At 33.3% G+C, this 25,012-nt stretch carries 25 protein-coding genes, 1 pseudogene and 2 other annotated features; of the genes and pseudogenes, 7 read left to right on the forward strand and 19 right to left on the reverse strand.

The features are described from left to right. Positions 1-28: 28 nt before the first annotated feature. Positions 29-260: a binding site (T-box leader), on the reverse strand. A 114-nt stretch (positions 261-374) separates the two neighbouring features. Further along, positions 375-606: a binding site (T-box leader), on the reverse strand. Between the two features lie 231 nt (positions 607-837). Then, positions 838-1,476, reverse strand: coding sequence for a pyridoxamine 5'-phosphate oxidase family protein (locus tag FH036_RS07055; RefSeq protein ID WP_044790388.1), 639 nt, complete (start codon positions 1,474-1,476; stop codon positions 838-840). A gap of 83 nt (positions 1,477-1,559) precedes the next feature. Here FH036_RS07055 and FH036_RS07060 point away from each other — a divergent pair, with 83 nt between their 5' ends. Then, positions 1,560-2,168, forward strand: a complete 609-nt coding sequence (locus FH036_RS07060) for an NUDIX hydrolase (RefSeq protein ID WP_000141371.1) — start codon at positions 1,560-1,562, stop codon at positions 2,166-2,168. A 47-nt stretch (positions 2,169-2,215) separates the two neighbouring features. Here the strand turns inward: FH036_RS07060 and FH036_RS07065 are convergent, their stop codons facing one another. The 5 genes and pseudogenes from FH036_RS07065 to FH036_RS07085 form a co-directional block, all read right to left on the reverse strand. After that, complete coding sequence (locus tag FH036_RS07065; protein ID WP_041184205.1) at positions 2,216-2,530, reverse strand: SdpI family protein; 315 nt, start codon at positions 2,528-2,530, stop codon at positions 2,216-2,218. 94 nt (positions 2,531-2,624) lie between these two features. Then, positions 2,625-3,452: a peptidoglycan-N-acetylglucosamine deacetylase gene (locus tag FH036_RS07070; RefSeq protein WP_044790390.1), complete on the reverse strand. Its 828-nt coding sequence runs from the start codon at positions 3,450-3,452 to the stop codon at positions 2,625-2,627. A 117-nt stretch (positions 3,453-3,569) separates the two neighbouring features. Next, positions 3,570-4,442 (reverse strand): aminoglycoside 6-adenylyltransferase, encoded by an 873-nt coding sequence (locus FH036_RS07075; protein ID WP_139895566.1) that lies wholly within the window; start codon positions 4,440-4,442, stop codon positions 3,570-3,572. 133 nt (positions 4,443-4,575) lie between these two features. After that, positions 4,576-4,969: pseudogene (locus FH036_RS07080) on the reverse strand (O-methyltransferase); the annotation flags it as partial. Between the two features lie 113 nt (positions 4,970-5,082). Then, positions 5,083-5,802 (reverse strand): 3-ketoacyl-ACP reductase, encoded by a 720-nt coding sequence (locus FH036_RS07085; protein ID WP_000818985.1) that lies wholly within the window; start codon positions 5,800-5,802, stop codon positions 5,083-5,085. A gap of 196 nt (positions 5,803-5,998) precedes the next feature. Between FH036_RS07085 and FH036_RS07090 the strand changes: the two genes are divergently transcribed. Then, a complete protein-coding gene (locus FH036_RS07090) occupies positions 5,999-6,583 on the forward strand; it encodes a DUF3139 domain-containing protein (protein WP_139895567.1) in 585 nt (194 codons plus the stop codon). A 23-nt stretch (positions 6,584-6,606) separates the two neighbouring features. Here the strand turns inward: FH036_RS07090 and hitS are convergent, their stop codons facing one another. The 3 genes from hitS to FH036_RS07105 form a co-directional block, all read right to left on the reverse strand. Then, positions 6,607-7,680, reverse strand: coding sequence for an envelope stress sensor histidine kinase HitS (gene hitS / locus FH036_RS07095; protein WP_139895568.1), 1,074 nt, complete (start codon positions 7,678-7,680; stop codon positions 6,607-6,609). Then, positions 7,677-8,354, reverse strand: a complete 678-nt coding sequence (hitR, locus tag FH036_RS07100; RefSeq protein WP_048557535.1) for an envelope stress response regulator transcription factor HitR — start codon at positions 8,352-8,354, stop codon at positions 7,677-7,679. The genes hitS and hitR overlap by 4 nt, the downstream gene beginning before the upstream one ends. Positions 8,355-8,442: 88 nt before the next feature. Further along, the gene (locus FH036_RS07105; protein ID WP_044790397.1) at positions 8,443-10,203 is read right to left on the reverse strand and encodes an ABC transporter ATP-binding protein; all 1,761 of its coding nucleotides are present in this window, start codon (positions 10,201-10,203) and stop codon (positions 8,443-8,445) included. Positions 10,204-10,442: 239 nt separating this feature from the next. Between FH036_RS07105 and FH036_RS07110 the strand changes: the two genes are divergently transcribed. Further along, positions 10,443-11,207, forward strand: coding sequence for an alpha/beta fold hydrolase (locus FH036_RS07110; RefSeq protein WP_001194311.1), 765 nt, complete (start codon positions 10,443-10,445; stop codon positions 11,205-11,207). A gap of 97 nt (positions 11,208-11,304) precedes the next feature. Here FH036_RS07110 and entFM read toward each other — a convergent pair whose 3' ends face one another. Next, on the reverse strand, positions 11,305-12,585 hold the full coding sequence (gene entFM / locus FH036_RS07115; RefSeq protein WP_000755517.1) for an enterotoxin EntFM: 1,281 nt from the start codon (positions 12,583-12,585) through the stop codon (positions 11,305-11,307). Positions 12,586-13,260: 675 nt separating this feature from the next. Between entFM and FH036_RS07120 the strand changes: the two genes are divergently transcribed. Next, the gene (locus tag FH036_RS07120; protein ID WP_000789342.1) at positions 13,261-13,431 is read left to right on the forward strand and encodes a hypothetical protein; all 171 of its coding nucleotides are present in this window, start codon (positions 13,261-13,263) and stop codon (positions 13,429-13,431) included. Positions 13,432-13,469: 38 nt separating this feature from the next. On the opposite strand, the gene FH036_RS07125 is transcribed toward FH036_RS07120, so the two are convergent. Then, positions 13,470-14,072, reverse strand: coding sequence for a nitroreductase family protein (locus FH036_RS07125; RefSeq protein WP_001993708.1), 603 nt, complete (start codon positions 14,070-14,072; stop codon positions 13,470-13,472). Positions 14,073-14,315: 243 nt separating this feature from the next. Continuing rightward, the gene (locus tag FH036_RS07130; protein WP_000825886.1) at positions 14,316-15,269 is read right to left on the reverse strand and encodes a D-alanyl-D-alanine carboxypeptidase family protein; all 954 of its coding nucleotides are present in this window, start codon (positions 15,267-15,269) and stop codon (positions 14,316-14,318) included. A 206-nt stretch (positions 15,270-15,475) separates the two neighbouring features. Between FH036_RS07130 and FH036_RS07135 the strand changes: the two genes are divergently transcribed. From FH036_RS07135 to FH036_RS07145, 3 genes are all read left to right on the forward strand, one after another. Continuing rightward, positions 15,476-15,859, forward strand: a complete 384-nt coding sequence (locus tag FH036_RS07135) for an LD-carboxypeptidase (RefSeq protein ID WP_001130819.1) — start codon at positions 15,476-15,478, stop codon at positions 15,857-15,859. A gap of 143 nt (positions 15,860-16,002) precedes the next feature. Continuing rightward, positions 16,003-16,344, forward strand: a complete 342-nt coding sequence (locus FH036_RS07140; RefSeq protein WP_000805122.1) for an EamA family transporter — start codon at positions 16,003-16,005, stop codon at positions 16,342-16,344. Next, positions 16,337-16,675, forward strand: a complete 339-nt coding sequence (locus FH036_RS07145) for an EamA family transporter (protein ID WP_001089868.1) — start codon at positions 16,337-16,339, stop codon at positions 16,673-16,675. Before FH036_RS07140 ends, FH036_RS07145 begins: the two co-directional genes overlap by 8 nt. 35 nt (positions 16,676-16,710) lie before the next feature. Here the strand turns inward: FH036_RS07145 and FH036_RS07150 are convergent, their stop codons facing one another. The 7 genes from FH036_RS07150 to cydC all read right to left on the reverse strand — a co-directional run bounded on the left by FH036_RS07150 (position 16,711) and on the right by cydC (position 25,010). After that, positions 16,711-17,157, reverse strand: coding sequence for a DUF6376 family protein (locus FH036_RS07150; RefSeq protein ID WP_000695208.1), 447 nt, complete (start codon positions 17,155-17,157; stop codon positions 16,711-16,713). Between the two features lie 90 nt (positions 17,158-17,247). Further along, positions 17,248-17,469, reverse strand: a complete 222-nt coding sequence (locus FH036_RS07155) for a hypothetical protein (protein WP_000459104.1) — start codon at positions 17,467-17,469, stop codon at positions 17,248-17,250. Positions 17,470-17,597: 128 nt separating this feature from the next. Next, on the reverse strand, positions 17,598-18,164 hold the full coding sequence (locus tag FH036_RS07160; protein ID WP_001084179.1) for an acyltransferase: 567 nt from the start codon (positions 18,162-18,164) through the stop codon (positions 17,598-17,600). Further along, positions 18,157-19,287: an aminotransferase class I/II-fold pyridoxal phosphate-dependent enzyme gene (locus FH036_RS07165; RefSeq protein WP_000427945.1), complete on the reverse strand. Its 1,131-nt coding sequence runs from the start codon at positions 19,285-19,287 to the stop codon at positions 18,157-18,159. The genes FH036_RS07160 and FH036_RS07165 overlap by 8 nt, the downstream gene beginning before the upstream one ends. A 19-nt stretch (positions 19,288-19,306) precedes the next feature. Further along, positions 19,307-21,868: a glycosyltransferase gene (locus tag FH036_RS07170; protein ID WP_139895569.1), complete on the reverse strand. Its 2,562-nt coding sequence runs from the start codon at positions 21,866-21,868 to the stop codon at positions 19,307-19,309. A gap of 107 nt (positions 21,869-21,975) precedes the next feature. Further along, the gene (locus FH036_RS07175; protein ID WP_139895570.1) at positions 21,976-23,124 is read right to left on the reverse strand and encodes a hypothetical protein; all 1,149 of its coding nucleotides are present in this window, start codon (positions 23,122-23,124) and stop codon (positions 21,976-21,978) included. Between the two features lie 161 nt (positions 23,125-23,285). Further along, the gene (cydC, locus tag FH036_RS07180; protein WP_139895571.1) at positions 23,286-25,010 is read right to left on the reverse strand and encodes a thiol reductant ABC exporter subunit CydC; all 1,725 of its coding nucleotides are present in this window, start codon (positions 25,008-25,010) and stop codon (positions 23,286-23,288) included. Positions 25,011-25,012 lie beyond the last annotated feature (2 nt).

Below are 25,012 nucleotides of genomic sequence, written 5' to 3' on the forward strand. Positions count from 1 at the left end.
AGTAATAAAAAAACACACTCATCCCTAGGAAAGGGACGAATGTGTTTTCGTGGTTCCACCCTTGTTCCAACCTAGACGTATTTCTCTCTAGATTGCTCAAGTTCAGATAACGGCTGATTCCGTCAATAATTACTAGATTACTCGTTCACTATTGAAGTTCAAAGGTGGTAAAATCATTTCTCGTGTTAGGAAGCTCACACCCTTGACTTCCCTCTCTGTAAACCGTAAAAGTGATTTCATGTCCTTATCGTTACTTTTCGTTCATGTTTATTTGTTAACTCATTATACTCGCATAAAAAACAAAATCAATACTATTTTTTAATTATTTTCAATTTTCAATCTCTAAAACTATAAAAAAACACACTCATCCCTAGGAAAGGGACGAATGTGTTTTCGTGGTTCCACCCTTGTTCCAACCTAGACATATTTCTCCCTAGATTGCTCAAGTTCAGATAACGGCTGATTCCGTCAATAATTACTAGATTACTCGTTCACTATTGAAGTTCAAAGGTGGTAAAATCATTTCTCGTGTTAGGAAGCTCACACCCTTGACTTCCCTCTCTGTAAACCGTAAAAATGATTTCGTGTCCTTATCGTTACTTTTTCGTTCATGTCTATTTGTTAATTTATTATAGTTATCAACTTTTTAAAAAGCAAGCCTATTTTTACTAACTATTTTCAAAAACTTCTTTTATTATATTTTACAATAGCGTTATTCATCTACAGATTGATTTACCTATTTGTAATTTTCTCTACTTATAAATTAACAGTTTATATATAAATATCCCATTTTAAAACACATAGATACTTGCAAAAAAATATATTAATATAATTTTGTTAATACAATCTTTTCGTATAACTTTCTTCTAAAGAACGTGCAACATCTTCTTCTGAAGTATTTACTTTCGCATGCTCCAGCAACATTTTTGCTGCTGAAGGTAACTCTTTTTTATGTAACCAAAATTCTGGATCCCACATTTTTGAACGAATAAAAGCTTTTGCACAATGGATATAGCATTCCTCTACCTCAACCACAATTCCAAGTAACGGATTGCGTCCATTTGCCTGCATTTCTTGCAAAATTTCTTCGTCATTTGTTATATACGCTCGGCCATTTATTCTGAGTGTCTCCCCAAGGCCTGGGATAAAAAAGATTAATCCTACACGTGGATTGGAAATAATATTCAAAATGGAGTCTATACGACGATTGCCTGGTCTTTCTGGAATGATAATTTTATTATTATTAAATACGAATACAAATCCAGGTGCATCTCCTCTCGGCGAAGCGTCACACTCTCCTAATTGATTTGCAGTAGATAGTACTAGAAAAGGAGATTTAGAAAGAAAATCTACGCAATGGTGGTCTAATGATGAAATAACCTTTTTCAAAGCGCGCTCACTTGGTTCCCCTAATATTTTCCGTAATTCTACCTCAGTTGAAATAATCGATTTTATTTCCTTACTCTCTATTCCCACTAATACCGACCCCCTTTTTTCTTTATTTTCCCAAAATTCAATACAAATATTGTATAATAAAATTTGCAGAAAGGGGAATTAAAATGACAGAGTGGTTAACGATATTTGATTCTGAAAGAAATACAATTGGGAAGAAATTACGTGATGAAGTGCATCGTGACGGTGATTGGCACGAAACATTTCATTGTTGGTTTGTAGAAAAAGATGATGAAGATATTTTTATATATTTCCAATTACGCTCTAAAAATAAGAAAGAAGCTCCACTTATATGGGATATTACTTCAGCTGGACATATAATGCATGATGAAGATGTACAAATTGGCGGTCTTCGTGAAATTGAAGAAGAATTAGGCCTTTCCTTTCAAACGACCGATTTAGCATACAAAGGAATCTTTACAATAGATTATGAAATTTCAAATCTTACGGATCGCGAGTTTTGCCATATGTATTTTCACAATGTCATCGATCCACTTCCATTCGCACCAGGTGAAGAAGTAGACGATGTGATGAAAGTACATGCAACTTCTTTTCTACAACTATTAAAAAGAGAGATTTCATCTTTTACAGCTATTTCTGTCTTAAACAATAAACCGATAACGATAACATTTGAAGATATTTATCCATATGATATTGCATACTATGAATTTGTTATAGAGCAAGGAAAAGAATTACTAAAAAATAATGATTTGTAAATAGAATAGGACTCCCTACTAATATCGGTCGGGAGTCCTATTTTTCATTATTGCTCAAGTGTCTTCAACTTTTTCTCTACTCGTATGAATAAGCGAATGATTAGTACTAGCATAAAGATTATTATCGCTAACGTTGTATGGGGATATTTAAACAGTATACTAATAAAACTTCCTATCAACATCATAATGAATCCATTTTGTTTCATCACTTCTGCGCTATATCTGTTCCCCGCATCCCATAGTCCCTTATTTTTCATAGATCGTTTCGTACGGTAACCATATGCAGCGTTAATATCCGTTGGTGGATTTTTTCGAAGAATAAGTGCAGCAAGTATAAATATAACACCAATCAATATGCTCATTCCTATGTTTACTAATGCATAGCTCAATTATATCCCCCCTAACTTACACTTTTATTATACGATACGACCCTATTTTTTCCAATTCATAACACATTCACTTTCTTTCTTTCGATGTCTGGAACATACTTGGAAGTGTTACAAAACGTGCCCCTTTCGTTTTTAACTGCGGAATCATTTTGTCTAGCGCCTCTACGGACCCTTGCAAATGTCCACCTGGAGTTGAATGCTGAAGTATGACACTACCAGGAAATGAGTTCCCTAACACATTATTTGTAATCGTATCAGCGCTTACACCTTTCCAATCAACCGTGTCAACACTCCACTGTACAATCATAAAATTTTGCTCAGTTGCCCACTTCAATTGATCTTCAAGTATTTCACCATACGGTGGGCGAATAAATTTCGGTGCATACCCAGCTAAACGATTTAATATCTCTTCTGTTTTTATAATTTGATTACGGTACTCAGCATCATTTACTTTCGCTAAATTAGGATGGCTATACGTATGATTACCAATTACATGCCCTTCATTCGCAATACGCTTTACTACATTTGGAAACTTTTCTGCATTTTCACCAAGCAGGAAAAAAGTCGCTTTTACATTATGTTGTTTTAACTTATCTAATATTTTTGGCGTGAATTCTAAATCCGGTCCATCATCAAATGTAAGAGCAACTTCCGCTTTATTGTACGGTCCTGAAAATGCGTACGCATATTTTTCAACCCAAGAAAATGGCGTCCACGATCCACGCTCATCTGCTTTCATTTGTACTTCATAATTTTGAGGGGTATATGCGTATGGCAATGAGTTTATATAGTCTCCATAATAAAATGAGTTATATGGCATATAAGCATACGAAACATTTCGTTCTAGTCCCCATTGATATGGAGTAAACATTTGTGGCGAATAAAAATAATACATGATAAAAACCTCCCTAAATTTTCATATGTGATTCCTCTGCACTTTGTTAGAGAAATTGTTATTCATAAACAAAAATAAGACTGTCCGTCATTTGGACAGTCTTACTGCTGACTATTATTAATAAATTGATGTACTATCTTTCGGTAAAGCTTTCACATGTTTTAAATAACTTGTCACTCTGTCATCATCACCTTGCGGGTACGGATATCCATAAGCGTTAGCAATTTCGTTCGCCACTTCCCTAAATAAATTACCCATGACAAAGAATGATTCCCATATGTTTTCATATTCTGCATTAGAAAATGTCTTTTTAAATTGCTCCCACATATCTTCTTCAAAATATTGCTCAAAATGCTTTCCAAATTTACCTGCATTAACTGTAAAGTCTGTTTTCATACCAATATGCCATTCTAGCATTACGATGAACATATCTCGCACTGGTCCTTCAAGCATTCCTTTTGCATAAGAAAGCTCTTCTCTCCATAACCCTTTTGCCACATTCGTACTACACCACCAAAACTCATTACAGCAATCTAAAAACTCTTTTTTTGTAGGCTTTTTTATTAAGTAATCTTTATCGCTTGCTGGCGGGAATTCTTCCATACAATTATCTTTATCGAGAAGTAATTTACTTAAGCTATCTTGTCCAACGAACTTTTTTATTAAATCAACCGGAACTAATGTTAAATCAATCCGATTTCCATCCATGAACTGCATTAAATACGGAAACTTCCCGTCTCCATCTGGTGGAACTAATGACATTTCTTCTGGCATTTGTACAATCATTATTTCTCCAAATCTATGAATCCAATTATGATTAGACATAAAGGATTGTATATCTTTTACAACATACATAATATCATAGTCTTGAAAACAATCTCTTTTCACATTTGGATTTACACGCGATCCATTCATGATGACAGCTCGAATTCTTTCATCCTCTTTTGCTGTATTTATAATTAAGTCCAGCATTTCTTTTTCAGTTCTCATCTATTCCTAACCTCCAATTTTTAATATAAACTTATATTTTGAAGTACGTTGGAGGTCCACGAGCTAACTGCGTTGTATACGATACATGTTATAACTTTTCAAACATCTTTTTCATTCTATTTATCTCCTTTCGTTATTCTTTTACGACTGCCATTATAAATCCATCGTACCCTTTACTTCCGACTGTTTGAAGCGCCGTAGCACTTACACGTGGCTCAGTAGCTATTGCTCATAGAAGCGACGTATCCCTTGTACCCGAGGGTCATTACTCGTATTGTCAATAACTTCTCCTTCACGTACTACGTTATCCCCAATAATTACAGTACCAGGGCGTGATAGTTTCAGTGCCCATTCAAAATAAGCAGGGTTATTTTTTTATCAGCGTCTATAAAGATAAAATCAAATGGTTCATACTTCTCATTTTCTATTTGTTGTAAAGAATCTAAAGCTAATCCTGTTCGCACTTCAACTCTATCATTCAAATTAGCGCGTTCAATATTGCTACGCGCAATGTCAGCATGCTTTTCTACTATCCACTTTTGATTATACCGAAAATTCTGTCTCATATACAAAAAATAAAGAAGGGACATCTACTTCATTACAAAATAGATATCCCTTCTTTTGTTTATACATGTATCCCTTACGGATTAGTAGACCAAAGTCCTGCTGATTTAATAAATGTACGTTTATTTAATTTCAGCTGCGCTACGATAAACTCTGCAATATCTTCTGCTTGCATTACTTTATCAGGATTTCCGTCAGTTAATCCTAAATCTACAGCCATATCTGTTGCTACTGTACTTGGAGTTAAAGCAGTTACGCGAATGTTATGTTTACGAACTTCCATCGCTAACGATTCTGTTAAGCCAAGAACACCAAATTTAGAAGCACTATATGCACTTGTTACAGGTGCACCTTTTTGTCCCGCTGTAGATGAAATGTTAATGATATCACCAGATTGTTGTTCAATCATGCTTGGTAAAGCTGCACGAGTTGCATAGTATACACCCATTAAGTTTACTTGAATGATTTTTTCCCAATCAGCAACGTCTAGTTCTAAAAACTTACCGAACTTAGAAATACCAGCGTTATTAATTAAAATATCGATAGATCCTAAACCGTTTTTTAACGTCTCAATTGCAGTAGTGACTTCTTCATATGAGGAAACATCAGCAGTCGCAATAACAGCTTTTACGCCTTCTGCTTCTACTTCTTTCGCTACAGCTTTTAAGTTTTCTTCTGAACGAGCTAAAAGACCGACATTTACGCCCTCTTTCGCTAATGCGATCGCTACAGCGCGACCAATCCCTCTACCTGCTCCTGTAATTAAAGCATTTTTGCCTTGTAATAATTCTGCCAAGTATAACACTCCTTAATCATCTCAATTATGTATTATATTAAAATTGTATCTATGTTTATGTAAAAAGGCAATGATGCACTTTCATGTGCGTAGGTTACTTGTAGGTAACTACAGAAATTTTTTATTTATAATTCTCATGTTTTTTCCATAATTCATGTAAAATAGCAATAAATCCCACACAGAAGGGTGTATGTGTATGAAAAGAAAGAAGTGGTTCTTGTCACTAACTGCAGTCGGACTATGCATCATATTTTTGGCTATGTACTTTATATTTGGTAATCCACTACATTATAAAGTAATAGAAAAAGATACTAACGAATATCTCCATACTATAAAAGGATATAAGCAAAAAGAAATACAAAGCATAACCGGAAAATATACTCCTCTTTATAATATCGGCTATTATGCGGAAGTCGTATATAAAGACGAACCTTATTTTACATACTCTTATACATACGATAATAATAAAATAATACAAGACAACGGCATTGTAGGAAGACATACTGAGTCATTTGAAAATCTTAATTTAAACTGGTCATTGTTTGACGAGTTAGTAGAGGGTATTCATAAAAACTTGCAAGAAAGAGGTTTAAGTAAAAAGAAAGATTATTCTATACGCCATGTTCAATTCGTTGATATTGATGATGATAAAAACGGTGCAGAAGCATACGTTGACTTTAAAAAAGATAAAGAATCTGATTACTCATACCGTATGAATAGTGAAGGAAAAGCTTATCAGTATAGCTGCAGCAATGGTAAATGTATGTATAAAGAAAAATAGTGTTAGAAGATATGCCCCTAACACTATTTCTCTTTATACTTAGGAATACAAACAATAAATTCCGTACCCTTCCCTTCCTCACTCTCGACTTTTATTTCCCCCTGATGAAGATCGAGTACTTTTTTCACAATCGCTAAACCTAAGCCACTTCCTCCATAAGCACGATTTCGTGAAGAGTCTGCTTTATAAAAACGCTCAAAAATATGTTGTTTCTGTTCTTCAGATATTCCAATTCCCGAATCGCGAATACGCACTTCCACTAATGTCTCATATTCTTTTAGCTTGATTGAAATCGTACCGCTACTTGGAGTAAATTTAATACTATTATGAATTAAATTAATCCAAACTTGACTCATACTTTCTTGGTCAGCAGTTATATGCACTTTTTCTAAATCAAGGTCTAATTCAATTTCTTTCTCAGCCCAAAGCGGTTCACTATTTAATACAATTTGTTTTAACTGTTGATCTAATCGATAAGTTACTCTTTCTGGTGTATATTCTTCCGACTCTAAAAGAGTTAGTTTCAGTAAATTTTGACTTAGTTTAGATAATCTCGTCGTTTCTGTTTCAATAATGGTAAGATAATGCTCTCTTTTTTCCTCAGGAAGATTAGTATCTTGTAGTGCTCTAGCAAATCCTTTTATAGAAGTTAATGGTGACTGTATTTCATGAGAAACATTCGATACAAATTCCTGGCGCATTTTCTCCATCGCATTCAGTTCATCTGTCATATCATTTATGCTTTTTACGAGCACACCAATTTCTCCATCATATTTCTCTTCATTTCGTATTTTTACGGAGAAGTCCCCTTTTGCAATTTTTTGTATCGGTTCAATAATAGTCCAAATCATCGCCTCTCGCTTCGGTCTCATTAATACTGCAATTAATATCCAAAGAAGAATCATAAATATAAAACTGAGTATGTCACTAATGAGATAGGTAACAAAAGGAGATAAATGTATTGCAAGGGCATCCAATATACTAGATAATACATAAAATGCTGTAGACCAAATAATAGTAAGAAAAGAAAAGAGTGCTATTATCGCTCCCGTTACTTTCAGCATCTTGAATTTACTCATTCGTTCTCTTTTTCTCATTTACTTACCTCTAAGCGATATCCTAAGCCTCTTATCGTTTTAATACTAAATTTCGACTTCTCTTCTTGGAACTTCTCACGTAACCGATTTATATGAACGTCTAGTGTACGCTCATTCCCTTCAAAATCATATCCCCATACATCTTCAATTAATTGCTCTCTCGAACAAGTTCTCCCCGCTTTAGAGCCTAAAGTAAAGAGCAATTCGAATTCTTTTAACGGTAACGTAACCGTTTGTTCTCCAATTGTAACTTCAAATGTTTTACGATTTAACAGTACAGTTCCAACTTGAATTGATTGCGACACTGTAATTTGGTAACGTTTCAATAACGCCTTAACCCTCACTACTAGTTCTATCGGATCAAATGGTTTTACAAGATAATCATCCGTACCAAGATGAAACCCTTTTACTTTTTGAGATGTTTCTCCTTTAGCAGTTAGCATCAAAATCGGAATATCATAGTATTTTCTTAATTCAAAACATACATCAAATCCATCCATATTCGGCATCATGATATCAAGAATAACCATATCAACTTTCACTTCATCTATTTTTTGAAGTGCATCTAGACCATCAATTGCTTCATATGTTTGAAATCCTTCCCTCTCTAAAAATACAGAAACAAGTTCTCTAATATGTGGATCGTCATCTACTATTAAAATTTTTGGTAGCAAAGAAAACCTCTCCTTTCTACGTAGCATCTTTTATATAACTTTTAAAAATGAATCACCAGCGGAGTATAAGCCCCACTGATGATTCATTTTATAATACGCCCTCTTTAATTTTCAATTGTTGCGTTGCAAATTCACGATACATGTCATGTGTGCGTAACAATTCATCATGTGTACCGCTTCCTGTAAGATTTCCTTTTTCTATAAAGATAATTTTATCTGCATCTACTACAGTAGAAAGTCTATGTGCAATAACTAACGTTGTTCTGCCTTTCATTAAGTTATTTAATGCCTTTTGAACGACAGACTCTGATTTACTATCTAAACTAGAAGTTGCTTCATCTAACATAAGAATTTGTGGATTTCTAAGTAACGCCCGGGCAATGGCAATTCGCTGTCTTTGTCCTCCAGAAAGTTTCACACCACGTTCTCCAACTTCTGTTGCATATCCATTTGGTAAGTCATGAATAAATGCATCCACATATGCCATCGCTGCTACTTTTTCAATTTCTTCATCTGTCACTTCTCCCTCAACGCCGTAACAAATGTTATCCCGAATCGTTCCATCAATTAACGGACTATCTTGTGAAACGTAACCAATTTGACGTCGCCATGATTGTAATGAATAGTTCGTAATTGCATCTTTCCCTAATTTAATAGCACCGCTAGTTGGCTCATAAAAACGTTCTAATAGTGAAAATAATGTCGTTTTCCCGCTACCACTTGGCCCTACGATCGCTGTTACTTTTCCTGATTCAATTGTGAAATCAATATTCTTTAACACTTGCTCTTCTTCGTTATACTCGAAATGTACATTTTCAAGAACAATTGGTTGCTTAGCATTTGTGACTTTCACACCAGTTTCATGGTCTTCTACTTCATATTCTAAAATAGTATTAATTCTTTCCGTTGCACCAATTGCCTTTTGGAATTGTGTAAAGAACATAGATAATTGACTCATCGGCATTATAATTTGAACTAAATATAAAATAAACGCTACTAGTTCCCCAGTTGTTAATGCACCGCTAGAAACTCGCATCCCGCCATATCCTACGATAATAACAAGTAATGCCATTAAAACAAACGACATAACTGGTGAAATTAACGCTTGCACTTTTCCCTCTTTCAAACCAAATTGCAATAACTTCTCGATACCTTTATTTCCAGTTTCATATTCTCTTTTTTCTGTGTTCGAAGATTTCACTAAACGAATTTCTGATAATACTTGCGTTAGCACACTTGTAAAAGAAGCTGTTTCATCTTGAAGTGCTTTTGAAATCTTATACATTTTTCGTCCTAGTGGAACTAAGATCAGTACTGATAATGGAATAACCGTTAAAAGTAAAAGTGTCATTTTCCAATCTAAAACAAATAATACGATTAATGATCCGACAATTGAAATACCGCCTGTTAATAAATTTGACAAATGCTCAGAAATTAATGTCTTCACAACACCTGTATCATTTGTCATTCGGCTAATTGTATCGCCTGTTCTATTTTGATCATAATAAGATACTGGCAATATAAGTACCTTTTTCCACAAACGTTCTCTCAGTCCGGCTACAATCTTCTGTCCTATATAATTTAGTAAATATATAGATAATCCTGCAGCTATAGTTTGCATAATAAAGAATGCAACTAGCCCAACAATTTGTCCTGTACTAATTGACGAAAGTGAAAAATTATCTACTAATCCTTTTGTTAACATCGGAATAAATAAACTCGCTCCCGTAGAAAGCAAACTCATGAATAACGCAAAAACAAGAATCCCTTTCGGAGGATTTGTATCTTGAATAAGGCGTAAAAACTGCCTCCAACTCCCTTTTTTCTTTATTTCATTTCTAACTTCCATTTCTGTCATCTCCTCGTGTTAAACAAAACTGTTCTTTCTAAAAATAGAATACAATACAAATGTAAACTGAATGTAAACACACTTTTTCTATTTTTACAAAATATACATAAAAACTCATCTTTACAACAGATATAAATATCTGATATTATTACCTGGTACTTAATATTATTCTATGTGAATGATAGATAACTAATTTACAATACTATATAAATCTCCAGTTATTGAAAGGAGTATCCTTTTTGCAAACAAATATACATTCTAAAAAGGAAACAATTATTTTTATTCATGGTTTAGTCGGCAATCGTCGTGCTTTCAAAAAAGAGCATAAACGATTTTCCGCCTCTTACAACATTATCACTTATGACTTATTGGGTCACGGCGATGATAAAGGAGAAGCTATCGAATTTTCATTACAGCGTCTCGTTGATCAATTATTGAATTTATACGAAAAAGAAGGCATTCAAAAAGCTCATATTTGCGCTTTAAGCTACGGCTGTTATATCTCTACCATTTTTGCACAAATGCATCCAGAAAAAGTTTTGAGCATTTGTCATATTGGTGGACATTATAATAACCCTTCCCTTTTATATAACGTATTTCAAAAGTTTTGGGAGAAGCGAGGAGACGATTACTCTAAATGGCTCTCTCAATACGCAAATACCATTTTTCCAAGTGGCATACTAAAGGCAAATCCGTTCGCAGTCATTTCAAGAAATATTTATTATCGGTTCGGATTGCAATTACATTCATCAATTATTGCTCAATCATTACGTCACCGGTTAGAATTCGATTTAAAATCTAAATTAAAATCACTTCCCCACCCTATTCTATGGGTAATGGGCGAACATGATCATCTCTATAAATCTTGTCTTTTTGATTTAAAGTCCATTCTTCCTAACGTTTTATATAAAGAAATACCGTTAGCAGGACATGCAGCAAACTTATTCCGCCCCAACTACTTTCATGATCTATACGCTCGATTTTTAAACGGGAAGTTACAGTAAAAACTATTACATCCCAATTTATTAAACTATAAAAAGGCTTCCCAAGTTTCCCTGGAAAGCCTTTTCTCTATACGAAAAGTATATAATCTACTTTTTCTTAGTATGCTTTTGTGTAACCTAATAGGTGCTTGCTCCAGTAAGAGTTACTCACAGAACTAATACGTACACCAGTTGCATCAGTTTCTGCACTAATGAACTGACCGTTTCCTAAGTAAACACCCATGTGAGAAGGACCTGATTTATAAGTGTTTTGGAAGTATACTAAATCACCTGGTTGTGGATTGCTAGTTTTTGTTTTAGAGCTCCAGTATCCAGCAACTGTTTGACGAGCGCCTTTATGACCAGTTTGATTTAATACGTAGTGAATGAATCCACTGCAATCAAAACCAGCAGGTGTTGTACCAGCTGTTCTGTATGGTGAACCATTTAATGATCTAGCGAATCCAGCGATTGAAGATGTATCTCCACCAGTTGTTGGTTTTTGTACGTCTTTACCTGGTTGTTGAACGTTATTTGTAACGTTATTGTTATTTGTAACGTTGTTTACTCCGCCTTTTACAAACTTAACGAAGTCTGCACTTACGTAACCTGTGCGGCCGTTATGGTTAATTTTGTACCAACCATTTTCAGCGCCAGTAACGTTTAATACTGTACCGTTTGTTACACCACCGATTACAGCGTTGTATGTAGCTGGGCCTGTACGTACTTTTAAAGCACCAGTGTTAACAACATAAGAACCACCAGTTTGAACTGTAGTAGTATTGTTGTTTGTAGTTGGTTGTTGTGTTTGGTTAGATACAGCAGAACCACCTTTTGTTACGAAGTCTTTGCTTACGTATCCAGTTCCACCATTGAAGTTGATTTTAAACCAATCTTGTACTTCACCAACAACTTGTACTGTTTTACCTTTATTTACAGAGCCTAATACTGTATGAGATGTACTTGGGCCTGTACGTACGTTAAGTGAAGAAACGTTTACTGTGTAAGTACCAGTTCCTTGTTGAACAGTAGCTCCTGTTTTACCACCAGTCGTTACGAAGTCACCACTTACATAACCAGTTTGACCGTTTACAGTTACTTTGAACCAACCGTTTTCTTGTCCAATTACTTGCAGTACTTGACCTTGTTTTACTTTAGAAATAACGCTATGTCCTGTACCAGCACCTGAACGAACATTTAATACATCAGCAGTTACTGTGTATTTTAAGTCAGATTTTGTTTCTACAGTTTTTGTTTCAGTTACAGTCGTTTGTGTTTGAGTTTGTCCATTAATTTCTTTTAGCGCTTCGTTTGAAACTTGTGCATGAGCAGAATCCATACCTGGAACTGCAACACCTGCTACTGAAGCTGCTGCTAAACCTGCAATTACTTTTTTCATAAGTTGTCTTTACTTCCTTTCCCTACTATCCTCTTAAAAAAAACTTATAAACTTAATACTTTACAATATTATCAAAGTAAAATATTCATTAAGTTCCATTTTTTAACAAGAGTTTTATTTTTCACACAGAGTTCATTTTAAACGAACGAAGTGAAATCCGTGTGAACTTCATGTGAACTTTACCATTAAACTTACTCTTTTTGCAATGCTTTTTTTATATTTCCTATGTATTTTATTGAAAATTCGACATACCATTCATTATCTTAGTATATATTTTCTATCCACTTAAAAAATTCTATTCATCTAACACAATGCAAAGAATGTATTTCCTAGTATAGTTCCTCCTATGAAGTATACTCTTATCATGACAAAAAACACTTTTTTTATCAATAGTATAATATTTTTAGAAAACTATTTTTGATACTATCTATCACTTTTAAAAGATTTGACGATTTGTAAGATTTAACTTCAAAAATTCTGTTCTAATTTGACGAATGTACACATTCCGCTACCCATTTTTAGCTGTCTATGGAATTTATAGGTTATTTATATTATCATATATATAGTAGCGTTTTAATCTATACACATTTTATTTACCCTACACGGAAAGCAATTGAATTTTAAGATGATCGTTTTATTGCTTGCAAATAGTGGAATCAAAAGGGAGGTATATTTATGAAAAACATAATAGATGATCCTATAAATAAAAATATAGAACTGTACTATGCTTTTTTTCAATTCGTTTCAATTATTACCTTACAAAAAATATCAACTATTGAAACACGTAAAAACGAATTAAAAAATCAGATAAAAAATTCCTATCAAAAAAATCCTTACTACTTATAAAAAGTGGGGGATAAACAATTCCCCCACTCGTTCCTACATTATTTATAAATTTTCACACGGTTTTCTAAAGGCTGGTATTCTTTTTCACCTGCAGGTACAACCGGTTTACCAAACGGCATTTGCGCAATAAGCTTCCAATTTTCTGGAACTCCCCATTCTTTTCTCACTTCTTCATCAATTAATGGATTGTAATGTTGCAATGTAGCACCAAACCCTTCAATTTCCAAAGCTGTCCAAATTGCAAATTGTAACATTCCTGAGGATTGCTGAGACCAAATTGGAAAGTTCTCTTTGTATAATGCAAATTTTTCTTGCAGTTCTTCCACCACTTCACTATCTTCGAAGTATAGAACTGTTCCATAACCACTTTTAAATGCATTCATTTTTTCTTCCGTAGAAGCGAAGTTATTTTCAGGTACAATTTTCCGTAACGTTTCTTTCGTAATATCCCATAACTTATCGTGTTGTTCTCCAAGCAAGACGACAACACGAGCACTCTGAGAGTTAAAAGCTGAAGGTGTATGTTTTACAGCATGATAAATCACTTCTTGAATTTTTTCATCAGAAACTACTTGTTCTTTACTAATTGCGTAAATAGATCTTCTGTCTTCAATTGCTGAGTAAAAATCTTTTGCCATCATAATTCCCTCCAATTTTCATTTGAGGCTTTTTCCTATGTACACATCATATGCCCCTCAAAACTTATCATTAATAAGTTTCTAACTTTATAATATAAACAAACAATAATAAACTCAAATAATAACACTCACATTTTTTACCTTTTTACTTTATTAGAGCTAAAAAATAAAAGGCAATTTGTTGTTACCGATAGTACGTAACAACAAATTGCCTTTCTTATATGATGATCCAACTCAGTATTTCACTTAATTAACTAAGCCAAATGCATAAGACATTAGCTTATTCGTCTCTGTAAAACGCTTTGTTTTACCTTTTGTTCCCATAACAACTGTAATAATACGAGTATCACCTTGTTTTGCTGTACCCGTAAAACAATACCCTGCGCTATCTGTAAATCCTGTTTTTAATCCGTCTATTCCTTCTATATATAAAGCTTTATTATTTTTGTTTAACATATCATTTGTACTTATAACATTAATATTATTAAATGCTAACTGACTTTGACGTAAGTGAGTCACTTCTAATATTTCTGGGTAATCTTTTATAAGATGATACGCCAAGTTTGCTACATCACCAGCCGTCATTTTTGTTTCACTTCCATCGGGCTCTTGTAATCCAGAAGCATTTGCAAATTTAGCATGTTCCGACATTTTTAACTGTTTCGCTTTTGCATTCATAAGCTGAACGAAATCTTTCTCCGATTTTGCCATATGTTCTGCTAAAGCCACAGCTGAATTATTAGCTGACTCAATCATTAATGCATGATATAAATCTTTAACAGTTAATGTGTCATTAACTTGTACTGGGATTCTCGCTCCCTCTGTTTGTGCCGCTTTCGCACTCATTTTCACCGGATCTTCCCAGCGAACTTTCCCATTATGTACATTTTCTAATAGAAGATATGCTGTCATCATCTTAGACATACTTGCTGGCGCAAAAGCCTCATTTTCATTATGTTGATAAATAATATCTCCATTACTCGCATCAATAATCATAGCTGCTTTTGCATCAATTTCCGGTGGTATGTACTTTGGTGGGACTACTTTTTCAACTAATCCTGTTTTAGGTAGTTCTGCCACTTGTAAAGGTTGTCCCTCTATACTTGTTGCACTCTTTTGAGTTCCTTGGAATAAGAACCAACATATCCCTAAAACAATGACTAATAGGACTGTCAGCCTTCCCCATTTTAACCGCTTCATTTCAAAACTCCTTTAACAAACCTTTTATACACTCACATTTAACCATAACAACTTTCCCTTTATATCGTCAAGGTAAAAAGCATATTTATTCATCTACAGCAATTATTATTTCAATGCATGTATGTTACAATAACAATACCGAAATATAAGAATATTCAATGATAAATCCTTATGAATAAAACTATTAATAGAAGGGATTCATACAAATGCCACTTCCAAAATCATTAAAATACGGAGACACAATTGGGATTTACTCACCTTCTTCTCCAGTAACCTACACTTCTCCTAAAAGATTTGAACGAGCGAAATCTTACTTACAACAGAAAGGATTTCATATATTAGAAGGTTCACTAACAGGTCGATATGATTATTATCGTTCGGGTAGTATACAAGAGCGTGCTGAGGAACTAAATGCTTTAATAAGAAATCCTAATGTTTCTTGTATCATGTCAACAATTGGTGGCATGAATTCAAATTCCTTATTACCTTATATTGATTATGATGCTTTTCTAAATAACCCTAAAATAATGATTGGGTATTCAGATGCAACAAATAAAACGATACATATTGTAGAACCTTGGAAAAAATGAATACATGGCTTTTATTGTTTTACAATAAAAGCCATGATACTATATAATTTGGAATGTGAAAGATTAAACTAAATACGTTCCAATATCTATCATTAGAAAAATTAGGTATAAATATATATTTATATGCAAAAGAGAGTGAATAAATGAAACCAACTATTAAAAATTACTTATTTTTACATGTAGCTTTTTTGATATATTCTATCATTATGGTTTACATGAAATGGGCGGCTAAATTTCCCATTGCTTCCATCTCATTTTTTATTGCTTATTTCGGACTAGTTATACTTTTATTTGGATATGCAATTTTATGGCAACAAGTAATTAAACATTTCGAAATATCAAAAGCATATTCACATCGCGGGATTATTATACTATGGTCAATGCTTTGGTCAGTATTTCTATTTGGAGATACGATTCAGTGGAATCATTTACTTGGTGCAGCTATTATTATCGTCGGAATTGTGGTGGTGACAAAAGATGAATAGTTATATGTTATTATTTATTTTCGGGATAATTTTAGCTAATTACTCACAAATATTATTAAAAAAAGCTACTTTGCAACAATACGATTCTAGAATAAAAGAATATGTGAATCCTTATGTTATTATTGGCTACTCTTTATTTGTAATTAACGCTGGATTAAATGTTATCGCCATGAAGGGAATGGCATTAAAACAAGCATCAGCATTAGAATCCTTAAGTTATATCATCATATTAATTTTCGGTTGGTATTTCCTAGGGGAAAAAATAACGAAACGTAAACTCATCGGCAACATGATTATTATCGTTGGTGTAATCGTTTATTGTATCCAATAGTAAAAGGCTCCGTTTGTGATAAACGGAGCCTTTTACTATTGACCTAAATTTTGCACCTTATCTTTCAAATCTCGAACTTGATCTACCGTCTGCATAAGCTCAGAGTTTTTAAACTCTTCTACATTCACTTTCCCTTCTTCTATTTTTGTCATCGCCGTATCAATTAACGTATTTAACTTTTCGTTATATCCGACGATTTGCTGATGAAGATCCTTTGCTACATCAGGCGGTGTTAATTCATTAAAAACGGGTATATCTTGTTTAATTTCACTAAGCTTCGCTTCTAATTCTTTTCGAGCTTCACTATCATTAACAGCCTTTTCAGCTAATGCTGGTGCATCATTTGCAAACGCACTTATTTCATTTACATAATCTGTCGCTTTTTGAGCATAATCTATGGAGTTCTTTCCTTGTTCAACGAGTGAACATCCCATCAAACCAATTGTAACTATAAATACTAATAAAATTGATTTTATTTTCATTTTAGGCTCCCTTCGTCTTTATAATTGTCTGTAAGTTTCTCTATCCTAACTTCTAGCTACATTACTTATAACCTTTTTTCAAATAGCTATTTACCCTCTTACATGCCCGATTACTGTTACAACATCTACTTCTATATGTACGCTAATAATATCTTCAATTATATCCGTATATCCTTGTCCTATAGCTGTTCCATAGTGTAATGTAAGCCCCTTCTTTTCATACACTGACTTTGGTACTGAAAAAATAAATCTCCTCAAATTTCTTTCATCAGCCGGTTCCATAATTAAAACAATCCCATCCTCATCAAACATATACGCTCGCCCTCTAACTTTACATTCACTATGGCTCAGTATTGCCTTGGTCAGCAAAATTTAAAACATAATACGTTTATATACACACTCTGCTGCACCATAAAAATAAAAAACATTCCTTCTTTTTGTTAAGAATGAATGTTTTTTAAAAAATCAATTTCTAACTCCAGCATCTTTCTTTGACGAGGTTTTATTTTTCTTACGGGAACTCCAGCATAAATATACCAATCTTCTAAACTCTCTTTCACCATACTCATCGCACCTACTGCTGTGCCTTCTCCTATAGTTACATTTGGAAAAATAATAGAATCAGCGCCAATAATCGCATGTTTTTTAAAAATAACTTTTTCTGTTTCCACATTCCTATATTGATTCGGGACAGTTGGCCCCATTAAAGTATTTCCACTGAAATCATCAAGTACCGCATATACTAAGGTTTTAGCTGATATATTTGCAAAGTCATGCATTTCAATTCCAACTTCCCCTCCATATAACGCTGTATACGCTGATATATGCGAATAACTTCCAATTGTGATTTTGCCACTTAAAATGCAAAAATCATCAATTCTTACATGATTACCAACTGATATAACACCTGGATTATATATACTTGCTTTTTTACTAATCAATACATTTTTCCCAACAGATAAAAATCCAATTTTCTTTAGCTCTTCTTGACTATAAAAACTATTCATCTGCCGACACCACCTTCTGTCCTAAACAGATTACAATTTGTTCTACTATTTCTTTCGTCATTCCTTCCCATAAAGGCAAACTTACTATTCGTTTTGCTATTTTATTCGTTCTTGTTAAATCTGTAGACTTATAGTTTCTAAAAAGAACTTGTTGGTGGCAAGAGGGCGAAAAGTATAATCTAGCTTCTATTTTCTGTTTTTTCAGGTCTTCGATTACTTGTTTGTTGCGAACTTCTTCCGGACAAAGAATAGGCATAAATTGCTGAATAACTGCTTCTGTCTTTTGGAGTTGCCACCCTTTTTTCATTAACCCATTACTTTGTAACAATTGTTTATACCATTCAGAAATACGGGTGCGTTCTTTTAATTTGTCATCCCATTTTTTCATAGTTGCAATCCCAATCGCGGCCGCATATTCAGACATTTTACAATTTAACCCCATCATCGTACATTCACGATTTGTATCAAATCCGAAATTCCCCATTCTTTTAATACGTTGTATATCTTCTTCATTTTTACTATATATGAGCCCTCCTTCACCAATTCCGAAAGGCTTTGTTGCATGAAAGCTATATATGATCATTCCACTAAAATCTTGACCGTAATGCATCCCTCCATTCATTAATCCAAATCCCGGTGCCGCATCTACGACAACCGGAACACCTTTTTTCTCTAATTCTTCATATTCTTCTAAGTTCATCCATGAGCCAAAAGTTGCGTACGGGACAACAATCGCAACCTCTTCTTTTAATTCTTCAATCTTATCCCAGAGTACTGTTTTATCCATATACCAATCATCTATTGAAATATCAATAAAATAAGGTTCCAACCCACACCAAATAGCCGCTAATGGAGTTGCAGGGAATGTAAAACTAGGCATGAGGGCATACTTTCCTTTTTTTCTTTTCTTAAGTTGAATGGCCGCCATTAACCCTAACGTTGCGTTTGCTACTGTTGTAACAGCTCCCCTGTTCTGAAAAAATCCCGACATAATTGTTTGTTCAAAACGTTGATTTATAGGTCCATAATTCGTATATATGTGCGATGCATCAATTTCCTTCAATTCATCTAAATACTCAATTACTGGTACAGTTGAAGCACGTAAAAAAGGAATATTCTCCATATCTATTTATTCCTTCCTATCATTTTCGGACAATATAGAGCATATCTGTTTCAGATAATCCAAATTTCCTCGCACTTTTCATTCCTTGTCTTTCAGCTATGTTATATAATTCCACCTTAAATCCTGCATTCGTTAATCGTTGAATGAATCCCGATTGATTATAAATTCTCACATGATCTTCTTGACCAAAAGCTAATTTTCTCAATTGTGGTGTTACAATTAATTTATTCTCTATAATAGAATCTACATTCATTACGATTGGTACTTGAATAATTCCCCATCCATTTGGTTTTAAAACCCTATATAACTCTCGCATTGCTTTATCATCGTCAAGAACATGTTCTAATACATGGCTACATAAAATTACATCAAACGTATTACTATCATATATAATACTTGTAACATCAATTTCCTTCATTAATGGATCCTTTGGTTCTATATCCCCACATACATACGTAATATTTTTATACTCGTTAAACCAATCCCTTACATTCGCTTCAGGTGCAATATGAAGCATGGTGTATTTTCTACTTAACAAGTCCGTTTCCGTTTCAATGTACGCACGATACAATCTTTCACGATCCATTGAACTACAAACTGGACATATCCCTGTATCTTTATTCCACATCTCAAATTTATATTTCGGAAAATCATAATGTGCTGGCCAAGGTAAAAATTTTTCAAATTGTTGATTGCAATATTGACAATAACAAGATTCTTTCTCAAATATATGAGCAACTAGCTTGTTTAATCCTTTTTTAATCTTTTCATTATAAATTTGATCTAGTTCTCCATTTCTTACTGCATCTTTAACTATAAATCCTGCATTTTCTAAACAATAAGATAGGCTCTCTTTATAATCCCTCTCAGAACTTAAAAAACCACTATTATATGCATCTATAATTAATTCAATCCATTCGTCAATTGTCATTAAAATAAAATGCATTTGTTTTTGATTTTGTCCACTATGTTGTCTAAAATAACTAAGAGGCTCTTTTATATAAACTACTTTCCCTTTCCTCATCATATCTAACCAAGTTGCAATGTCATTAATAGCAGAATAAGCCTTCCCTTTAAAATACCCAAACTTCCCTTCAAACATATCTCGATTAAATAGAACAGTTGTCGGCTCACCCACTATATTTTTTAAATTTTTCAATATGTAATTCCCTAACTCTTTTCCTTCAAAAAGTGTAGTTTCTTTCGCAATTTTCATATTCAATGTTGAGGCTGGTAATATCTCTCCGTTCTCATCAATCAGTTCACGATAAGACGTCACAAATGAAATATTTTCTAACGTCAAAAAGTATTTCATCATTCTCTCGATCTTTTCATGATGAAATAAATCATCATCTAATAAAAAGTTTATATAATCCCCGTTCGCAAGTTCTATACACTTATTAAAGTTTTCAGCAACTAACGGAGTTTCATTTTTAACATATGTAATACACTCATATTCACGTAAATACGGTTGAATCATCGCATTGACTTCATTATTTGTACTGTCGTCAGAAATAATAATTTCAATATTTTCATATGTTTGATTCAGAGCGCTGTTAAGCGCCAATTCCAAGTAATACGGCCTATTGTACGCAGGAATCAGTATACTTACTTTCGGTAAAGGCGAATTATTATTTATATGTTGTTTTTTCTTTTCTATGTTTATTTTCTTTTCTTTAATTTTTTGATAATAGTCTAATGTATATAATATTGATGACGGAACTATCCTTCTTGCATATTCTAGAAAATTAGTTATCGCTTCATCTAACTCTTTTTCGTTAGATAAGAAACCATATTTTTCTCCAGCTATAATACTATGTGAAAAATCTTCTAATCCATCCATCATTTTATTAGATTCATTTAACTGTTGATCTGGATGTAATCGAAAGTAACTCAGTGTCTCTGCTATGTATACTGCCTTTCCTTTACTTAATAAAGATAACCATGAAGCTATATCTACGTTACATAAATACCGCCTCTTATCAAAAATCCCAAACGGTTCTTGTAAATCATTTTTACGAAATAAAACTGTTGTCGGTTCTCCAATATAATTTTTTTGATCCACAATTACCTTATTTCCTAATTCTGTTCCCTCTATAATCGTATCCTCTTCAAATAAACGGACAGTCGAATAAATATGTCGTAGCTCTTTCCCTTTATCATCAATGACTTGACGATGAGATGTTACAAGCTTAATTTCATTATCTAAATCATCGAAAAAATACTTCATCATTTTTTCAATTTTATTCACATGAAATACATCATCATCCATTAAAAAATTTATATATTCACCGTTCGCTTCATTAAATAACATGAGCGCATTTTCAAATTGTCCGAGAGTTGATCTGTTTTTTATATAAATAATATTTGAATGATCACATAAGTATTTTTGTAACACTTTTTCTGTTTCATCATTCGTGCTATCATCTCCAACTATAATTTCTATATTAGGGTACGTTTGTTCTAACACACTACATAGCGCCTTTTCAAAGTAACGAGGACGATTATACGTAGGAATTAATACACTTACCAACGGAAGTTGCTCTACCACCTCTTCAGTTCTTTCAATACGAGTTCTCATTTTAACTCTCTCACCTCTTCGCATATTATTTATATACGCGACACAAAAATCACATTACTTTAACTGTATGGAGCCTATATACTTTTATGCAAACATGAAACAAATTATCATACTTTTCGTTCCTGAATAAACATATTTAATAACATGGACATTTTATTTGCACCTTTTTTATTCATATGATCACTATCATAAAAATCATCATCGCAAAATAATGGTGAATCAAATAAATCTATAATTTGAAAAGAATATTGAGATTGAAAATCGTTCATAACATTATAAAAATCTTCTTTTAATTTCTTACTACTACAATTGAAATAATGTGAAGTAACAGGAAATACAACAATTAGTGGTTTTATATCATGTTTTAACAGTAATTCTAAATATTTTTTAAAAATTATTTTATTTTCAACTAAAGTTTGAGGATACGCCAATTTAGCATGTGAAGCCGCTCTTATTTTCCCGTGTTCTTCAAAAGGAATATGAAGAGGAGTAGTATTCCATTCAGCATTTATCCAGGGCAGTATCAATGATTCATCTTTTAGTTTATCTAATAAAATATATTCAAAATGCAAATTAAAAATAGAAAGAAGTGGTTTCGGAGTATTTAGATGGGAGAATCCATCAGTGGGTAGAGGAGAGTGAACTACAGTATGATGACCATCTTGAAACAATGGATAATATACTTTGTGAATTCTATATGCTTCAGATGATAACGACATGTCAAAGTAAAAAGAGAAATAGGCTATTCCTATCAAACAATATTGAAAGGAATGATCGTTTGATAGCAGTTGTGACGCTATTAAATAATCATAGTACAGGTCTTGCGATGGAAGTGTAAATTTTATTGACTTTTTTGAGAGGATCTCCGTACTTATACCACAATGCGGGTAAGATAAACCTGTCGCAAACAATTCATACGTTGGATCACTCTTTGCTTTTTTCATAGCAATATATAAAGACATAAGATCCGGATTTATTTGATAGATAGAAATTAATTTATTCCTCCATTCATACATGTATTTTGTTAAATTAATAATTTTTGAACTTTGCACGCCCCTATTTATCAATTCATTTGTAAGTTTTTCTGCGTCCATTCTCCAAATGACTATATATTGAAAAGAATTTTCTATTTGAACAATAGCTGAAACGTCTACAAGATGAACGATTGTTTTACATTTATTTTTGTCTAATGTATTTTGAATCTTCTCCCTTGATAATTCATCACTTAAAACAATAATTTTATACTGCTCCTTCACGTATATCCCCTCCATTATATGTATAATATGAAATTCATTTTTCATTCGTAACAATCCTATACATTTGCCATCCATCAAAAAAAGAATAAAATAATCATTTCAAAATAAAAAATAGCTTCACCATTAGGCGTAGCTATTTTTACAATTATTACTTATTCAAACTATATTCCTTTATCTAACTCATATAGTCTTCGATACTTCTCATTTTCTTTCAGAAGTTGTTCATGACTACCTTGCATCACAATTTGACCACGATCAAGGAATATTACTTCATCAACATGCTCAATTCCTACAAGATGGTGCGTAATCCAAATTACTGTCTTTTCTTCCGTTGCAGAAAACATCGTTTCTATTAAAGATAATTCTGTCTTTGGATCTAAGCCGATTGTAGGTTCATCTAGTACAATGATTGGTGCTTCTTGCATTAGCGTTCTAGCAAAAGCAACTCGTTGTCTCTCCCCGCCAGAAAACCTTTTTCCCATCTCATGCATTTTCGTTTGTAATCCATCTGGAAGAGTAGCAATATGCGAAGCTAATTGTGCTTTCTCTAAAGCTTTCCATATCTCTTCATCCGTAGCCTCTGGTTTGCCGATTCGCACATTATTTCCAATTGTCGTATCAAATAAATGCGGCTTTTGATTCAATACAGAAATATATTTTGATAAAAGATTCGTATGAGCATGTTCACTATTCAATAAAACTTCACCATGTAACGGGCTTAGCGCACCTGTTAACAATTTTAACAAAGTAGATTTTCCAGTTCCGCTTCTTCCTAAAATGGCGATTTTTTTTCCTGCTTTTATTTGTAATGATACGTCTTTCAATACAACTTCATTACTATGTGGGTAACTATACGATACATGATTTAATTCAATGTCTATATGTTTTGGTGCAACATAATCTTTATCTCTAGGTAATTCCTTTTCATCCTGTAAAACACCATTACCTTCTACTTGATTGAGACGATGTGCAGATTCTACATATGATGGAATTCGATCGATAGCATCTGAAAGAGGAATTAACGCGTTTGTGACAGATAACGTCATTAAGACGAAAGCTGCAATAACAGTAGGTGCAATCTGTTCACTTGCCACCTCATTTCCAGTCCATATGATCATTGAAATGACTACAATCCCTACTACTAATTGAATGATACTGTCCCGAATATGATTCCAGCGCTTCATTCTTTTCTCAATTTTTAACAACTGATCATTTTGCTCTACATACTTATCAATGAATTCATCTTTTCTACCACTTGCTTGCCAATCAGATAATCCAAAAACAGCATCTGTTAGTTGTTGGTACAAACGGTTTCTTCCTTGCTTTAAAGTAACATGATGTTTCTTCATTAAAAGTAATGATATAAATGGAAGAAGAAAAACGATAATAGCCAACATACATGCTGCAATAAGTGCAAACACTACGTCAAATGTACCGATAACAAGTACGAATATGCTATATACGACTAATGCTAATATGCTAGGAAATATTGTACGTAAATATAGGTTTTGTAAATATTCTATATCTTCGGATAATACCCCTAACATATCACCCGTTTGGAATCGCGAACGGAAAAATAACGCCTGTGGTTCTACTATCCCATATAGTTTCGTTCTCATCTTTTCTAATATGCGTAATACAACATCGTGTCCAACTAAACGCTCTAAATAATGAAATACCGCTTGTCCTATACTAAACGCACGTGTTGCAACGATAGGTACATAAACTGCCATTACATTTTCTGGTCTAAGAGCAGATTTAGAGATTAAATAACCTGAAATAAAAAGTAACATCGCCCCTGAACTAACTCCAAGAAGACCAAGGAAAATAGTTACAGTCATTCTACCTTTATTTTGCTGTATATACGGTTTAATCCAGTTACTCATCT

The sequence above is a fragment of the Bacillus sp. CD3-5 genome, assembly GCF_006349665.1.
GTDB lineage: Bacteria > Bacillota > Bacilli > Bacillales > Bacillaceae_G > Bacillus_A > Bacillus_A paranthracis.

Coding starts and splice junctions, on each gene's coding strand:
- FH036_RS07060 (WP_000141371.1), top strand. CDS start 1,560: ATGACAGAGTGGTTAACGATATTTGATTCTGAAAGAAATACAATTGGG.
- FH036_RS07065 (WP_041184205.1), bottom strand. CDS start 2,530: ATGAGCATATTGATTGGTGTTATATTTATACTTGCTGCACTTATTCTT.
- FH036_RS07070 (WP_044790390.1), bottom strand. CDS start 3,452: ATGTATTATTTTTATTCGCCACAAATGTTTACTCCATATCAATGGGGA.
- FH036_RS07075 (WP_139895566.1), bottom strand. CDS start 4,442: ATGAGAACTGAAAAAGAAATGCTGGACTTAATTATAAATACAGCAAAA.
- FH036_RS07090 (WP_139895567.1), top strand. CDS start 5,999: ATGAAAAGAAAGAAGTGGTTCTTGTCACTAACTGCAGTCGGACTATGC.
- hitS (WP_139895568.1), bottom strand. CDS start 7,680: ATGAGAAAAAGAGAACGAATGAGTAAATTCAAGATGCTGAAAGTAACG.
- FH036_RS07105 (WP_044790397.1), bottom strand. CDS start 10,203: ATGGAAGTTAGAAATGAAATAAAGAAAAAAGGGAGTTGGAGGCAGTTT.
- entFM (WP_000755517.1), bottom strand. CDS start 12,585: ATGAAAAAAGTAATTGCAGGTTTAGCAGCAGCTTCAGTAGCAGGTGTT.
- FH036_RS07120 (WP_000789342.1), top strand. CDS start 13,261: ATGAAAAACATAATAGATGATCCTATAAATAAAAATATAGAACTGTAC.
- FH036_RS07125 (WP_001993708.1), bottom strand. CDS start 14,072: ATGATGGCAAAAGATTTTTACTCAGCAATTGAAGACAGAAGATCTATT.
- FH036_RS07130 (WP_000825886.1), bottom strand. CDS start 15,269: ATGAAGCGGTTAAAATGGGGAAGGCTGACAGTCCTATTAGTCATTGTT.
- FH036_RS07135 (WP_001130819.1), top strand. CDS start 15,476: ATGCCACTTCCAAAATCATTAAAATACGGAGACACAATTGGGATTTAC.
- FH036_RS07140 (WP_000805122.1), top strand. CDS start 16,003: ATGAAACCAACTATTAAAAATTACTTATTTTTACATGTAGCTTTTTTG.
- FH036_RS07145 (WP_001089868.1), top strand. CDS start 16,337: ATGAATAGTTATATGTTATTATTTATTTTCGGGATAATTTTAGCTAAT.
- FH036_RS07150 (WP_000695208.1), bottom strand. CDS start 17,157: ATGAAAATAAAATCAATTTTATTAGTATTTATAGTTACAATTGGTTTG.
- FH036_RS07155 (WP_000459104.1), bottom strand. CDS start 17,469: ATGTTTGATGAGGATGGGATTGTTTTAATTATGGAACCGGCTGATGAA.
- FH036_RS07160 (WP_001084179.1), bottom strand. CDS start 18,164: ATGAATAGTTTTTATAGTCAAGAAGAGCTAAAGAAAATTGGATTTTTA.
- FH036_RS07165 (WP_000427945.1), bottom strand. CDS start 19,287: ATGGAGAATATTCCTTTTTTACGTGCTTCAACTGTACCAGTAATTGAG.
- FH036_RS07170 (WP_139895569.1), bottom strand. CDS start 21,868: ATGAGAACTCGTATTGAAAGAACTGAAGAGGTGGTAGAGCAACTTCCG.
- cydC (WP_139895571.1), bottom strand. CDS start 25,010: ATGAGTAACTGGATTAAACCGTATATACAGCAAAATAAAGGTAGAATG.